Annotated in this window: 12 protein-coding genes, 1 other RNA gene and 1 pseudogene; 6 read left to right on the top strand and 8 right to left on the bottom strand. The window is 31.7% G+C overall.

The window, feature by feature from the left end; genetic code table 11:
* Both ACFS5M_RS07085 and ACFS5M_RS07090 read right to left on the bottom strand, forming a co-directional pair.
* A pseudogene (locus ACFS5M_RS07085) lies at positions 1-3,233 on the bottom strand (hypothetical protein); the annotation flags it as partial.
* 10 nt (positions 3,234-3,243) lie between these two features.
* Positions 3,244-3,726: a hypothetical protein gene (locus tag ACFS5M_RS07090; protein WP_183487343.1), complete on the bottom strand. Its 483-nt coding sequence runs from the start codon at positions 3,724-3,726 to the stop codon at positions 3,244-3,246.
* A gap of 356 nt (positions 3,727-4,082) precedes the next feature.
* On the opposite strand from ACFS5M_RS07090, the gene ACFS5M_RS07095 reads away from it, so the two are divergent.
* From ACFS5M_RS07095 to ACFS5M_RS07115, 5 genes are all read left to right on the top strand, one after another.
* A complete protein-coding gene (locus ACFS5M_RS07095; protein WP_183487345.1) occupies positions 4,083-4,571 on the top strand; it encodes a SixA phosphatase family protein in 489 nt (162 codons plus the stop codon).
* A 101-nt stretch (positions 4,572-4,672) separates the two neighbouring features.
* Positions 4,673-6,712 (top strand): polyphosphate kinase 1, encoded by a 2,040-nt coding sequence (ppk1, locus tag ACFS5M_RS07100; RefSeq protein ID WP_183487347.1) that lies wholly within the window; start codon positions 4,673-4,675, stop codon positions 6,710-6,712.
* Positions 6,713-6,715: 3 nt separating this feature from the next.
* Entirely contained in the window at positions 6,716-7,621 is a 906-nt protein-coding gene (locus ACFS5M_RS07105) for a Ppx/GppA phosphatase family protein (protein ID WP_183487349.1), read from the top strand.
* Positions 7,622-7,709: 88 nt separating this feature from the next.
* Positions 7,710-8,240 carry a porin family protein gene (locus ACFS5M_RS07110; RefSeq protein WP_183487351.1) on the top strand — a complete coding sequence of 177 codons (531 nt, stop codon included), beginning with the start codon at positions 7,710-7,712 and terminating at the stop codon, positions 8,238-8,240.
* Between the two features lie 82 nt (positions 8,241-8,322).
* Entirely contained in the window at positions 8,323-8,847 is a 525-nt protein-coding gene (locus ACFS5M_RS07115) for a porin family protein (protein WP_183487352.1), read from the top strand.
* A gap of 56 nt (positions 8,848-8,903) precedes the next feature.
* Here ACFS5M_RS07115 and miaE read toward each other — a convergent pair whose 3' ends face one another.
* From miaE to ACFS5M_RS07130, 3 genes are read right to left on the bottom strand one after another with little or no spacing between them, the layout of a single operon-like run.
* A complete protein-coding gene (miaE, locus tag ACFS5M_RS07120) occupies positions 8,904-9,485 on the bottom strand; it encodes a tRNA-(ms[2]io[6]A)-hydroxylase (RefSeq protein WP_183487354.1) in 582 nt (193 codons plus the stop codon).
* Between the two features lies 1 nt (position 9,486).
* On the bottom strand, positions 9,487-10,038 hold the full coding sequence (locus ACFS5M_RS07125) for a hypothetical protein (protein ID WP_183487356.1): 552 nt from the start codon (positions 10,036-10,038) through the stop codon (positions 9,487-9,489).
* Complete coding sequence (locus tag ACFS5M_RS07130) at positions 10,031-11,779, bottom strand: DNA polymerase III subunit gamma/tau (RefSeq protein WP_183487358.1); 1,749 nt, start codon at positions 11,777-11,779, stop codon at positions 10,031-10,033. Before ACFS5M_RS07130 ends, ACFS5M_RS07125 begins: the two co-directional genes overlap by 8 nt.
* A gap of 104 nt (positions 11,780-11,883) precedes the next feature.
* Between ACFS5M_RS07130 and rnpB the strand changes: the two genes are divergently transcribed.
* An RNA gene (gene rnpB / locus ACFS5M_RS07135) (RNase P RNA component class A) lies at positions 11,884-12,217 on the top strand.
* A 67-nt stretch (positions 12,218-12,284) separates the two neighbouring features.
* Here the strand turns inward: rnpB and rsmD are convergent.
* The 3 genes from rsmD to ACFS5M_RS07150 are packed head-to-tail and all read right to left on the bottom strand — an operon-like array spanning position 12,285 to position 14,363.
* Positions 12,285-12,824 carry a 16S rRNA (guanine(966)-N(2))-methyltransferase RsmD gene (gene rsmD / locus ACFS5M_RS07140; protein WP_183487360.1) on the bottom strand — a complete coding sequence of 180 codons (540 nt, stop codon included), beginning with the start codon at positions 12,822-12,824 and terminating at the stop codon, positions 12,285-12,287.
* Positions 12,824-13,642, bottom strand: coding sequence for a DUF3822 family protein (locus ACFS5M_RS07145; RefSeq protein ID WP_183487362.1), 819 nt, complete (start codon positions 13,640-13,642; stop codon positions 12,824-12,826). The genes rsmD and ACFS5M_RS07145 overlap by 1 nt, the downstream gene beginning before the upstream one ends.
* The gene (locus ACFS5M_RS07150; RefSeq protein WP_183487364.1) at positions 13,626-14,363 is read right to left on the bottom strand and encodes a hypothetical protein; all 738 of its coding nucleotides are present in this window, start codon (positions 14,361-14,363) and stop codon (positions 13,626-13,628) included. The genes ACFS5M_RS07145 and ACFS5M_RS07150 overlap by 17 nt, the downstream gene beginning before the upstream one ends.
* Between the last annotated feature and the right edge of the window lie 10 nt (positions 14,364-14,373).

Raw genomic sequence — 14,373 nt, forward strand, 5'->3', positions numbered from 1 at the left:
GTAGTATCTTCAATGGTAAATGTAGCAGATTGTGAAATAGAATTATTACACTCATCAGTTAAAGTAAAGGTTACAGTTTCCGAACCCGTTGCACCACAAAGGTCGCTTAATCCAGTACTATCATGAGTCACCGTTACATTACCACAAGAATCAGTACCTGTGAAGCTATTTAACCAAGCGGCAAAAGCCCCATTAGGATCGGCAGAGCCATCACACTGAACAGTTTCATCTGCAGGCGCGTTAGTCCAAGTCGGGTTTGTAGTATCTTCAATGGTAAATGTAGCAGATTGTGAAATAGAATTATTACACTCATCTGTTAAAGTAAAGGTCACAGTTTCCGAACCCGTTGCACCACAAAGGTCGCTTAATCCAGTACTATCGTGAGTCACCGTTACATTACCACAAGAATCAGTTCCTGTGAAGCTATTTAACCAAGCGGCAAAAGCACCATTAGGATCGGCAGAGCCATCACAATCAACAGTAACATCTGCAGGCGCGTTAGTCCAAGTAGGGTTTGTAGTATCTTCAATGGTAAATGTAGCAGATTGTGAAATAGAATTATTACACTCATCAGTTAAAGTAAAGGTCACAGTTTCCGAACCCGTTGCACCACAAAGGTCGCTTAATCCAGTACTATCATGAGTCACTGTTACATTACCACAAGAATCAGTTCCTGTGAAGCTATTTAACCAAGCCGCAAAAGCCCCATTAGGATCGGCAGAGCCATCACACTGAACAGTTTCATCTGCAGGCGCGTTAGTCCAAGTAGGGTTTGTATTATCTTGAATTGTAAGAGTTGCAGAAACACTAGCAGAATTTCCACAATCATCAGTACCTGTATAAGTTACAGTAATTGTACCACCAGCACCACATGTAGGTGTTAAGTTACTAAAGTCATAATCAGACACTATAGTATAAACAGCATCTGCATCACAATCATCTACTGGGCAAGTTTCAAGAGCAGTAATATTAGCTGCATTCCATGCATCAGCAATCGATTCAGCAGAACCATTACATTCAATAATTTCATCATCAACAGAACAGTTCGATAAGTCAGGACCTGTAGAATCTTCAAGCGTTAGTATTGCAGAAATACTAGCAGAATTCCCACAATTATCTGTTCCTGTATAAGTTACCGTAATACTACCACCAGCACCACAATTAGGTGTTAAGTTACTAAAGTCATAATCAGATACAATAGTATAGTTACCAACTCCGTGACAAGCGTCTATAGGACAAGTTTCAAGGGCAGCAATATTAGCAGCATTCCAAGCATCAGCAATTGATTCGTTGTCGGAACCATTACATTCAAGGACTTCATCATCAACAGAACAGCTTGATAAATCTGGAGGTGTAGTATCCTCAATAGTAAGTGTTGCAGAAGTTGTCGTAGTATTACCACAAGAATCTTCAGCAGTAAATGTTACAATAGTTGAGCCACCTGTACCACATTGGTTAGTTGTAACTCCTGTATAATCGTTAGTCCAAGTAACAACACAATCTCCAACGACAGATCCATTACCACCAGCATTTAACCAGGCATTCACTTCAGCAATATTTCCATTTCCATCACATTCAACAGTTAAAGGTGTTGCTTGAGAATCAATTTGAAGATCAGGAATTACTGAAATAACAATAGGTTCTGTAATTGGGGTATTTATACAAGGGCCAGACGATTCATAACCTTGAATAAACTTAATAAAAAATGGACTTCCAGAAACCGCACCATTACCAGATAGTGATGACGATGCTAAGGTTATTGTAGGTGTACAATTAGGTGGATTAAATGCTTCACAATTTGTTGAAGCTTCTAAATCAAAATCTATAGATAATAATATGTCATTTGGATTTGCAGGTAAAGGAAGGTTACCTATATCCCAAATAATTCCTCCATAAAGTCCATAACCAGGATCATAATAAGGAGCATTAGTAGTTGTGGCTGGAGCATTTACTTGATAATTTATACTACCAGGAATAAACATACCAGTATTTGGTAGAGGAATAGTAAGCATAACATCAGTTAGTGCTTCAGAACCATTATTTGAAATATCAAGACTATATTCAACTACTTCACCAGGGTTCATCGAATATGGTTGGGTAACACTCATATCACCATCAATACTATTTACCATTAAGGCACCAACAGTAGAAGGTACAAAGGCATCAATAGCCATGGCAATATTAAATATGATATATGTATCTTGTGTGGTTCCAAATCTAAATCTTGTAGACGTGTCGCCATTATCAATAATTAAGTTTCCAGCATTATTGATATTGAACATACTAATATCAAGTCCTGTATTGTTTGTTAAGTTTGGTGTTCTTGGATTTCCTCCAGTTTGTATAGAAGAATTAAAGAAGTTTGTGGCAGAGTTTCCACTGTGAAATAAAGGTACCCAAGCATTATCGGCAGCATTTCTAATTTGGAAGTAGTCTCCAGAAATACCAACATCACCTTCACCAGCGACCATACCCATTTTTACATTTACTGGTCCGCTTTGAACAGCATTAAATCCGCTAACGTTTAATATTTCACTAGCGGTTTGGTTTCCTGCTAAATAAGCATAACCATCAAATACAGTAACATCTCTCCATTTCATTAGGTCGTTTTCATAAACCACTACCATAGCCCAGCCACCATAGTAACCAGTATTACCACCATTTCCAGTAGTAATTGCAATATCAGCAGCCCAATATTCACCTAAACCGTTGGCCATAACAACATCTGTAACATCTGCATAAGCAGCATACATATTATTACTTCCAGGATATTGGATGTCACCTGGATCAGCTACAATAGTTTGGTAGCTATTTTGATCTTCATGTCTAAATTTAATGGTACGTTTTTGTAAAGTTGTCGGTGTACCATCGGTTCTACCTGTCCAATATAATCCAGCAAAAAGCACATTAGAACAGGCTTGAACTGCATTATTCTCTTCACTGAAAACTAAGGTTGCAGACGAAGAGTTAGATGTTCCACTACTTGCAGGATGTGTAGGTGAAATGTTATCATCTTCATCTACAAAAATCATAACTTCATCACTATTATTCTCGGAAGCAGAATAATCTTGTAAAGTTAAATTGGTATTACCAATAAGCGTAAAGTCACCTTTTATACTATAAACGGCTTGACCTCTAGATGTAAAAGTAACCTGACTATACATATCACTAAGACTAGATAAGCATAATAAAGCAACTAAAATTTTGAAATATGGTTTAATATATGTTTTCATAGTCATAGGTTTAAATTGGTCGGTTGTTACTGTAATACTGTTTAATGTCATCAGTAACACAATTCAACTTTGGTAATTTTTTATTTTCAATGAGGTTAGATTGAAATACGAAGTAGATGTATTTCAAGTTTTTAAATTGATTGAATTTTGAGCAATCGATAGATTGAATATCAAAACCAGGTTTTGAAATAGAAATAACTATCATTTCGATAGTACTTGCAAAATTCAAATTAGTATCTAAATAATTAAGATCATTACTTTTAATACGCACTAACTGAATTCCTTTTTCCTTGTTGTAAGTCTTAACTTGGTTTTGCTTAATATAAGCAACTCCAACATCGGCACTTGTAGCCAAACGAGAAAAATCTTTTAGGTTGTTAGTTTCAATAAACTGACGGTTTGCTATATCACTATGTTCTAGTCTTGTTAAATCTTGAGCAAAACTTAAATGTGAGAGGCAGCAGACTACAAATAATACGATTACTTTCTTCATGTCAACAAATCTTAAAATTTCTAATTTTTTAAACATTGTAACATACAATGCTCTTTATATAATTTATTATTCAGTTAATTATTTTTTAACTATAATTAAAATATATTAAAACTCCGAAATGCAAATAAGCCAATAATCTTTTAGTGAGGGAAGTACATTAAATTTAATGCGGTTTTGATTAAGTTAATATTATTTAAATTTGGGTCGCTTTAATCTTTTTATTAATAGCATTGATAACAAATAAAAATTGATTTTATATTACCATCAAATAAAAGTGCTAAATAACTAAAAAATTCGTTAAAATGAAAAAAAAATGCATTTAATCGAAAAAAACTTACACTTAAACGAGTTGTTTTATGAAAAATTTAATACTTATTAGACATGCAAAATCATCTTGGGAACACAATGTAATAGATTTTTTAAGGCCTCTAAAAGCCAGAGGTTTAAAAGATTCTCATCTGGTTTCTAAGCATTTAATTTTACAAAATATTAAGCCAGATTTGATCCTTTCTAGTGATGCCAAAAGGGCGAAAATGACAGCTGAAATTTTTATTGATTCTATGAGTTTTTATGATATTGATTTTCAATTACATAACGATTTGTACGATTTTTCTGGCTCTAATCTTCTTAAAACCATACATAATTGTGATAATAAAGTAAAAAGCTTAATGATTTTTGGTCATAATCATGCCATTACATCATTTGTAAACACTTTTGGTTCAAAATATATAGAAAATGTACCAACATGTGGAGTTGTATTTATAAGGTTTAAAAGTGAAGATTGGAAAAACTTAATCCATGGAGAAACAGTTTTTACTATTTTTCCTAAAGGTTTAAGATCATAATTGCAATCAATCTTTAATAAATTATAACTTATGTTAAAGTGATTTAGATATTGCACATAATTAAAATATATTTGTGATAAATAAAACAACTCATTTAAAATTTGACAAATACATATATCAATAGAGAAGTAAGCTGGCTACAATTTAACGCTAGGGTTTTACAAGAAGCTGCAGATGAAAGTGTTCCATTAATTGAACGATTGAGGTTCTTAGGTATTTTTTCTAATAATTTAGATGAATTTTTTAAAGTACGATATGCTACTGTAAAGCGTATTGATGAAGCAGGTAAAGGTGGGAAAAGCGAACTTGGAGGCATTAAAGCTAGTGAACTATTAGAGAAAATAACTCAAATTGTAATAAAACAACAAAGTGAAAGCTTAGAGATTTTAAGTGTTATTCAAAAGAAATTAGAAGCAGAAAATATTTTCTTCATTAACGAAACTCAAATCAATGAGCTTCAGCATAAATTCATTAAAAACTACTTTATACAAAAAGTAAGCCCTGCACTTGTTACTATTGTTTTAAACGATTCGGTTAAATTGCCTAACCTTAAAGATAGTGCAGCCTATTTAGCAATTAATATGGTTTTGCAAAATAATCAAAACCAACATGCTTTAATCGAGATTTCTAAAACCATGGATAGGTTTGTAGTATTGCCAAAGCAAGGCGAAAAAAACTACATTATAATGGTCGATGACTTACTTCGTTATTGTCTGGATGATATCTTTAATATTTTTGATTACAAGAGCATTTCTGCACATATGATTAAAATTACTAGAGATGGTGAATTAGATCTTGAAAGTGATTTAAGTAAAAGTTTTATTGAAAAAATATCTGATAGTGTTAGAGATCGTGAACTTGGAGCTCCTGTTCGATTTGTTTATGACAAAACCATTGATCAAGAATCACTAACTTATTTGATGACTAAAATGGGAATTGAATCCGCAGATAGTATTATTCCTGGTGGACGATATCATAATAGAAGGGATTATATGGATTTCCCTAGTCTTGGACGAACAGATTTATTATATGATAAAATTGAAGCTTTACCTATTAAAGGATTAAGTCTTGAGAATAGTATCTTTAATGAAATATCTAAGAAAGATTATTTACTATATGCACCTTATCATACCTTTTCTTATGTTGTAAAATTTTTAAGAGAAGCAGCTCTCGATCCTAAAGTTAAAACCATAAAGATTACAATTTATAGATTAGCTCAGATCTCTCATGTTGCCAGTTCATTAATTAATGCAGCAAAAAACGGAAAGAAAGTTAATGTGTCTATTGAAATTCAAGCGCGATTTGATGAGCAAGCTAATATTGATTATGCTGAACAAATGGAACAGGAAGGTGTGAATTTGGTTTTTGGTGTGCAAGGCTTAAAAGTACACAGTAAAATGTGTGTTATAGAACGCGAAGAAAATAATAAGCTCAAACGTTACGGATTTATTAGTACTGGAAACTTTAATGAATCTACAGCTAAAATATATACAGATTATACTTTGTTTACCTCCAATCAAAAAATATTGAAGGACGTGAATAAAGTGTTTAACTTTTTCGAAACGAACTATCGCGTCTTTAGATATAAACATATTATTAAATCGCCTCACTACACAAAGGCTTCATTTTTTAAACTTATAAATGAAGAAATTGAAAATGTCAAATCAGGAAAACCAGCATATATAAGACTTAAAATGAATAGTATGTCTAGCTATAAAATGATAGATAAACTATACGAAGCTAGCCAAACTGGAGTGAAAATTCAGTTAATAGTTAGAGGTATTTGCTGTTTAATACCAGGCATAAAAGGCATGAGTGAAAATATTGAAGCCATAAGTATTGTTGATAAATTCCTTGAACATACACGACTATTTGTTTTTTGTAATAATAATGATCCAAAGGTTTATATTTCTTCAGCAGATTGGATGACTAGAAATATTGAGAATAGAGTAGAAGTAAGTTGTCCTATATATGATCAGGAAATTAAGCAAGAACTAATAGATACTTTTAATATATGCTGGAGCGACAATGTAAAGGCTAGAATTCTAAATCATAACCAGAATAATGAGTATAAGCGCAATAATAAGGAAAAAGTGCGTTCACAATTTGAAACTTATAACTATTATAAAAATAAGCAGTAAAAAATGCTTACAATAAAAAAATATGCAGCAATAGATATTGGCTCTAATGCAGTAAGACTATTAATCGCTAATATTATTGAAGAAAAAGGGAAGCCACCAAGGTTTAAAAAAAGCTCGTTAGTTCGTGTTCCAATTCGTTTAGGTGCTGATGTGTTTTTAAAAGATAAAATATCTAAAGAAAACACTCAACGCATGCTCGATACGATGTTGGCTTTTAAATTGCTTATGCAATCTCATAAAGTTGATAAGTACAAAGCTTGTGCAACTTCTGCAATGCGAGAAGCTTCAAATGGGAAAAAACTGGCCAAGTTAATCTTCGAAAAAACTCAAATTATTATCGATATTATTGAAGGTGAAGAAGAGGCTGCTATTATTGCAGCCACAGATTTACATGCGTTCATAGATAACAACAAAACGTATTTATATGTTGATGTTGGGGGAGGAAGTACAGAATTTACAGTTATTCATAACGGAAATTCAATCACTTCAAAATCATTTAAAATAGGGACAGTACGACTGCTTAACGATATTGTTAAAAATGAAACTTGGCAAGAATTAGAAAGTTGGATTAAAATACATACATCTTTATATGACAAAATTGAAGTTATAGGCTCTGGAGGAAATATCAATAAAATATTTAAAATATCTGGTAAAGCTTTAGGTAAACCCTTAACATACTTTTATTTAACCTCTTATTATAATATGTTGCAAAGTTATTCTTATGAAGAAAGAATTTCTGAATTAGACCTTAATCAAGATAGAGCCGACGTTATTATTCCTGCAACTCGAATTTATTTATCGGCAATGAAGTGGAGTGGAGCGAAAGATATTTATGTTCCTAAAATAGGTTTAGCAGATGGCATCATTAAGAGTATATATTATGATACTGTTTCAAGCAACATACAGTAAATATTTACTTTTTATCTTTTAAATGTTTGATTTTTAGCAAAATAATTTATATTTAGCCGCTATAATTAATGAACCAAATTACTATATTATGAAAAATTTACTACTTACTATTGTTGTACTTACAAGTACTTTTTATGGATTTTCTCAAGAAAACGGAGCCTATGGAGTTCGCGCAGGAATTAATATCTCTAATTTAGATTTTGATCCAGATGCTACTTTTGGAAATACACATAGAAATGGCTTAGCTTTCGGTTTTTTTGCTGAATATGAATTAGGTGATAAGCTATTAATTATGCCAGAACTTCAATATTCTTCTGAAGGTGCTAAAGAAAAAGATTTGCGAGTGGATTATATTCAAGCGCCTATATTTTTTAAATACACAATATCTGATAGGTTACACGCTGGAGCTGGTCCATTAGTTGGTGTTAAAATCCATGAAGAAAATGATGGTTTTAAAAACTTTTCTCTATCTGCTCAAGCAGGATTAGAATTTGCCATAACCGATGAAATATTTATTGATGCAAGATATACTTATGGATTAACAAATATATTAGATGAAGAAACTGGTTATAAAGCAAAAAACACAAATGTTCAGTTTGGAATAGGTTATAAAATGTAATTTTTTAGCACATTTTGGCTATTCAATTTTTTATTGACATTTTTGTTTCTTTAATTTACAGTAATTAATTAAAACATATAGAATGAAAAATACTTTACTTTTAATCGCTTTTATATTTGTAAGTTTTACGATGCATGCACAAAACACAACTTCTGGTGTACGTGTTGCTTATAATATTTCCAATTTAGATTTCGAACCTGATGCTACTTTTGATAATACGCATAGAAATGGTTTAGCCATTGGTGCATTTCTTGATTATGCTTTTTCAGAAAAAATGTCTATCATGCCAGAACTTATGTATTCTGCGGAAGGTGGTAAAGAAAAAGAACTTAGAGCGAATTATATTCAAATGCCAATTACATTACGGTTCCATTTTGGAAAAATGTCTGTAGGTGTTGGTCCTCAAGCGAACTTAAAAATATGGAGCTATGAGGATGGTTATAGAAATTTTATCTTCTCAGCAGTTGGAGGCGCTCAATATGATATTTCAGATAATTTCTTTATTGATGCAAGATTCAACTATGGTTTTTCTAATATTTATGATGACGAAGTCGGCGTAGAAGCAAAGAATTCTACGATTCAATTGGGTATTGGATTAAAGATTTAAAAGACACAAAAATTTAAAAAAAAACCTCCAAAGCTTTATGTTTTGGAGGTTTTTTTTTAACCATGTATTGTTTCACTCTTACTTAATTTCTTCATGATTTCAGCTTCATAAGCTAATAGACCTTGCCACTTTTTATCAACTTCTTTTCGGTCTCCATATTGCCTAGCAAAACCTAAAAACATCGTGTAATGATTGGCTTCACTCACCATTAAATTCTTATAAAAGTCAGCTAACTTTTTATCTTTTAATGCTTCAGAAAGCAGCCTAAAGCGTTCACAACTTCTGGCTTCAATTAATGCGGCATATAGTAGCCTATGCACTAGTTGTGTGGTTCTACTACCTCCTTTAGGAAAGAATTTTAATAGCGCAATTACATATTCATCTTTTCTATCGCGACCTAGTGTCCATCCACGTTCTAGGATTTTATCATGCACCATTTTAAAATGACTTATTTCCTCTTTAACTAAAGCCACCATTTCTTGAACTAGTTCTGTATATTCAGGAAAACTTACGATAAGTGAAATTGCAGTACTGGTTGCTTTTTGCTCACAAAAAGCATGATCTGTAAGTATTTCTTCTATATTTTTTTCAGCAATGTTTACCCAACGTGGATCTGTTGGTAGTTTTAATCCTAACATATCAAATGATTTCTTCGAATAATAATTCGTCTTCAAGAAAAATAAATTTCAGCACTCTGTTTTTTCTAGACTCTGGATTTATATACTCTAAAAATAGTGTAGGAGTCCCGTTGTAGATATGCTCTAAATTCTCAATCCAAAAGTCTTGAACTAAAAATTGTTTCGTCGCATTGACATCAAATAGCTCTTTTTCTAAAAGAAAAGATTTGTCTATAGTGCCATTAAAAAGCTCCTGACTGTCTTTTGTGATTTTCACATCGACTATAAAATCTCTAAAATGAGTATGCTCTTTATCTTTAACGATGATGGCATTATTCATATCAGAATACAACTTAATATGCACTTTAAAACCATTACTTAAAATGGTATCAGTAACCTTTTCTGCATATGTTTTTGGATAATAATTTAGGGCTTCTGTAAATGTGTCAAGTATTTTATTTTCTAAAAGATCAGTTTGTGCACTTCTAAAAGCTTTATCACGTCCATCACAGCTAGTAAACATAATAGTCAGCGTTAAAAAGAATAGAGGTAGAAGTATTTTTATTTTAGACATCTAAATCAAAGCTTTTTCGCAATAGTTCAATTGCATTATTTTTTTCTTTTAATTTCTCGTACTTTTCTATAGGAGTATAAGCATATTGCTTTTCCATTTCTTCATTGACAGTTATTGACAAATGAATATCAAAGTTATTGAGTTCTTTTCTAATAAACCCTAATAAATTATACTGTTGTCTTTCTACTTCTACCTTGTTGGTTGCATTAGGATATTCTAAATAAATAGTTGTGCCATCAACTTTTGGTGTATCAATAGACAGAATAGAAGCTAAATTGTATTGTCCTTTTTCTTCAATTTGTTTTACATAAGTATTCCAAACTTTAATTAATGCGTCTTCTGTAAACTCATCTTTAGGAAGGTCTTCTTCATCAAGAACAACTTCCATTTGTTTTATTTGGTGTTCTTTTTTAAGCTTGATACTGCTTAAAGAGAGTCCTGATGTCGATTTTTTCTGACTATTTAAAAGAATCTTTGGTCTTTTTTCTACTATAGTTTCAGAAGCAGTTTCTGTTTTTGAAGGTGATTGAGTTTCAGTTTTGCTAACTGGAGGTTTTTCCTCTGAATTATTTATAGAATGAGTTTGCGAAACGAATTCAGGTTTTTGAACAGGAATGGGTGTAATCCCTTTGCTAGCAAAATACGAAGGTGGAATTATATAGTTTTTGCTATTTTTTTTTTCTCCATCAAAAGTGATAGAGGCTAATTGCATTAGAGTAAGTTCAACAAGTAAGCGTTGATTTTTACTGCTTTTATATTTCAAATCACAGTCGTTTGCCAACTCTATTCCTTTTAATAGAAAAGGTTGAGAGGCCTTTTTACTTTGTTTTAAATACTTGGCTTTAGTTTGTTCTCCAACTTCAAGTAATGCAATAGTGTGTTCATTTTGACAAACTAACAAATCTCTAAAATGACTTGCTAATCCTGCAATGTAATGATGACCATCAAAACCTTTAGCTAAGGTGGTGTTAAATTGAACCAAAAGTTCTGGGATGTTATTCTCAAGGATTAAATCTGTACTTTTAAAATAGGTCTCATAATCAAGAACATTTAGGTTTTCGGTGACAGCTTGACGTGTTAAATTTTTTCCTGAAAAGCTAACCACACGATCAAAAATTGATAAAGCATCACGCATGGCTCCATCAGCCTTTTGGGCTATAATATGAAGGGCATCATCTTCAGCAACAACCTCTTGTTCTTTAGCGATATACTTTAAATATTCTTTTGCATCAGTAACAGTTATGCGCTTAAAATCAAATATTTGACAGCGCGATAAGATGGTTGGTATAATTTTATGCTTTTCAGTTGTTGCAAGAATAAAAATACAATGTTTTGGTGGTTCCTCTAATGTCTTTAGAAATGCATTAAAGGCCGCTTGTGAAAGCATATGAACTTCATCAATAATATAAACCTTATATTTTCCAACTTGAGGTGGAATACGCACTTGATCAGTAAGGCTTCTAATATCATCAACGGAATTATTTGAAGCCGCATCTAATTCAAAAATATTAAAGGCAAAGTCTTCATCAGGATTTTCTGTCCCATCACTATTAATCATCTTTGCTAGAATACGAGCACAAGTCGTTTTTCCTACACCACGTGGACCAGTAAATAATAAGGCTTGAGCAAGATGATTATTCTCAATAGCATTTAATAAAGTATTTGTAATAGCTTGCTGACCAACAACATCTTTAAATGTCTGTGGTCTATATTTTCTAGCAGATACTACAAAGTGTTCCATTGTAAATAATTAGAATAACAAAGTTAAAAATTCAGCTTAAATTTATGAATAAAGCTTAGACATTTTAATAGGAGTTATTAACAATTATTCTACTATTTTTGCCATAAGTAAATCGCCTTATCGAACCAAACTTGTTTTGGTTAGGAAAGTCCGAACACCATAGTGTAAGCATAGTGGTTAACAGCCACCAGTCGTGAGGCTAGGAAAAGTGCAACAGAAAGAATGTACAGGTCATGCTGTAGTGAAATCAGGTAAACTCTATGTGGTGCAATGTCATGTAAACTAGTGCTTGAGCGTACACGCGCGATGCTAGAGGGTAGGCAGCTAAAGTGTTTTGGTAACAATACACTCAGATAAATGATAAGGGCTTTTCTTTTTAAGAATTTATTTTCATAAAAAGAAAATGTACAGAATTCGGCTTATAGATTTACTTAAACATACAAGTCCTTTGCTCGTGCAAAGGACTTTGTTTTTGTTATATCTCGAGCTCTTTTTTAGGGTTATCTCAGTTTTCCTCAAAAAAACTAAACATATTTCCACCATAACTTTTAGAATGAGAATAGTTAGCTAAGTGCGATAAATCGGTATGTTTAGAGTGTTCAATAATTAGAACACCTTGGTCTTCAAGCCATTTATTTTGAAAAATTAATTCAGGGATTTTTGCGAATTTCTCAAGAGGAAAATCATAAGGAGGATCAGCAAATATTATAGTATATGGCGTAGAAGTTTTCTCTAAAAAAGTAAAGACATCACTTTTAATAGTTTGAATCTGCATATTAAAAGATTCTGCAGTTTCGTTTATAAACTTAATACAGCCATAATTAGCATCAACACTGGTAATCTGTTCTGTTCCTCTAGAAGCAAATTCATAACTAATATTACCACTTCCTGAAAACAAATCTAACACAGAAACAGCGTCAAAATAATATTGATTATTTAAGATATTAAATAAGGATTCTTTCGCCATGTCTGTAGTAGGGCGAATCGGTAATTTTTTTGGAGCAGTAATTCTTCTGCCTTTATATGTACCAGAAATAATTCGCATTAAAAGCTGTGTTTTAGAATGAAATTAGAATGCTCTAATGATTTGGTGTTTTGAGTGTAGTTTGTATTAGATTTCCCAAATTGAATATGTCTTATATACTTATAAGCTACATTGTATATTTCATCACCTTCAATTACATCACCTAGAAGCACAAGTATAAGGCTCTCTGGATTTAATGATAATTGCTCTGCAGTAAATAAGATGTAGTAAATAAAATCTTCTTTAGTATTATAATTAAAAGTATTATAGAGTAAAAGCTTTCCATGATTAATTACAATAATTTCAAAGTGAGTTTTTTCAACATGCACATACATTTTTGCATCTTGTTCATGTTTTTCTATCTGTAATATTTCTTCTATTAAAATTGTAGAATAATGCTTGTAATCAAATGCACCAAACTTTTCATATAAATAATTATTAATGTTCATATATGGAACATAAACATTCACAGAATCATTTATATTAATTTCATCATAAGCAATGAAATCTGTTTTTAAAATTTTAGAATTAAACTTTAAATAATCCGCTAATACGTTTTCATTAAATAAGGGTTTAGGGACTAAAGTCGATAGCTCATTAATGTATATTACTTGAATAGTATTAAACTCCTTTTGTAATTCATTTTCTGAATTGAATATGAGTTTTAAATCATCTAATAATTGAAAAGGTGTTTGTTTTTGTGGACTTGGAAAATGTTTTAAATAAGTAATAGTATTTATATCTGATTGCAGGATACAAAAAGAAAGTCCATTCAAACTTATTTGAATGGACAATTCTTGGTTAGTTAGTATATGTAAATTGTTATTCGCTGTCGCCATAAGTTTTTGGCCAGTTTCCACTAGTATTAACTTCTTCCATTGAGCCAACTATAATGGCATCTCCATTAACACCATCAACAGCAACTACTTCATTTTCTTGTTTAATTAAATCTTGGTTTTGATCATGTAAAATAACACTTTTTAAGACTTTTGCTTCAAAAACTGGAATTCTAACATCGCCTTCTTCACCAATAAATCCTGATTTCATTTCAACTTTAGCTCCATTAGAATTAGGCACATTCATCATCGTTTTATAGCGATCTGAAGTTTTAAAAAGAGAATCTTTAACCGAAACATAGTCTAAAGTATCGATTATTGTAATTTCTTTAAAAAAGTCAACACCATACTGTTTCGTTTTCACTTCATCTAAAACAGTAGAATCTCGACGTTGTGTAATTGTAAATTGTGCAGAATCTATAAATTTAATCAAGTTTTCAAAATTTGGAGCATAAGTTCCAGTAACTTGTCTATGCGCTAATTGTGCTTCTCTAACATCAATCATACGATCAATGACTTCAGCATAACGTTTTTTCTTCACTTTATTAAACTGAATTGGCTCATAAATGGACATGAATGTTTGATATCCAAGAACAGCAATCAAAGCCCAAAGTGCAACAACTAGAATAGGTTTAAACTTTGCAGGAATAAACTTATCAATAATCCAAACCAATCCTATGGTAAGTGCTATTACGGCAATTGCAATTAATATTAATTTTAGCATAGTGTTTTTT

Origin of the sequence: Lacinutrix iliipiscaria, assembly GCF_042686125.1 — a bacterium.
Classification (GTDB): Bacteria; Bacteroidota; Bacteroidia; order Flavobacteriales; family Flavobacteriaceae; genus Oceanihabitans; species Oceanihabitans iliipiscarium.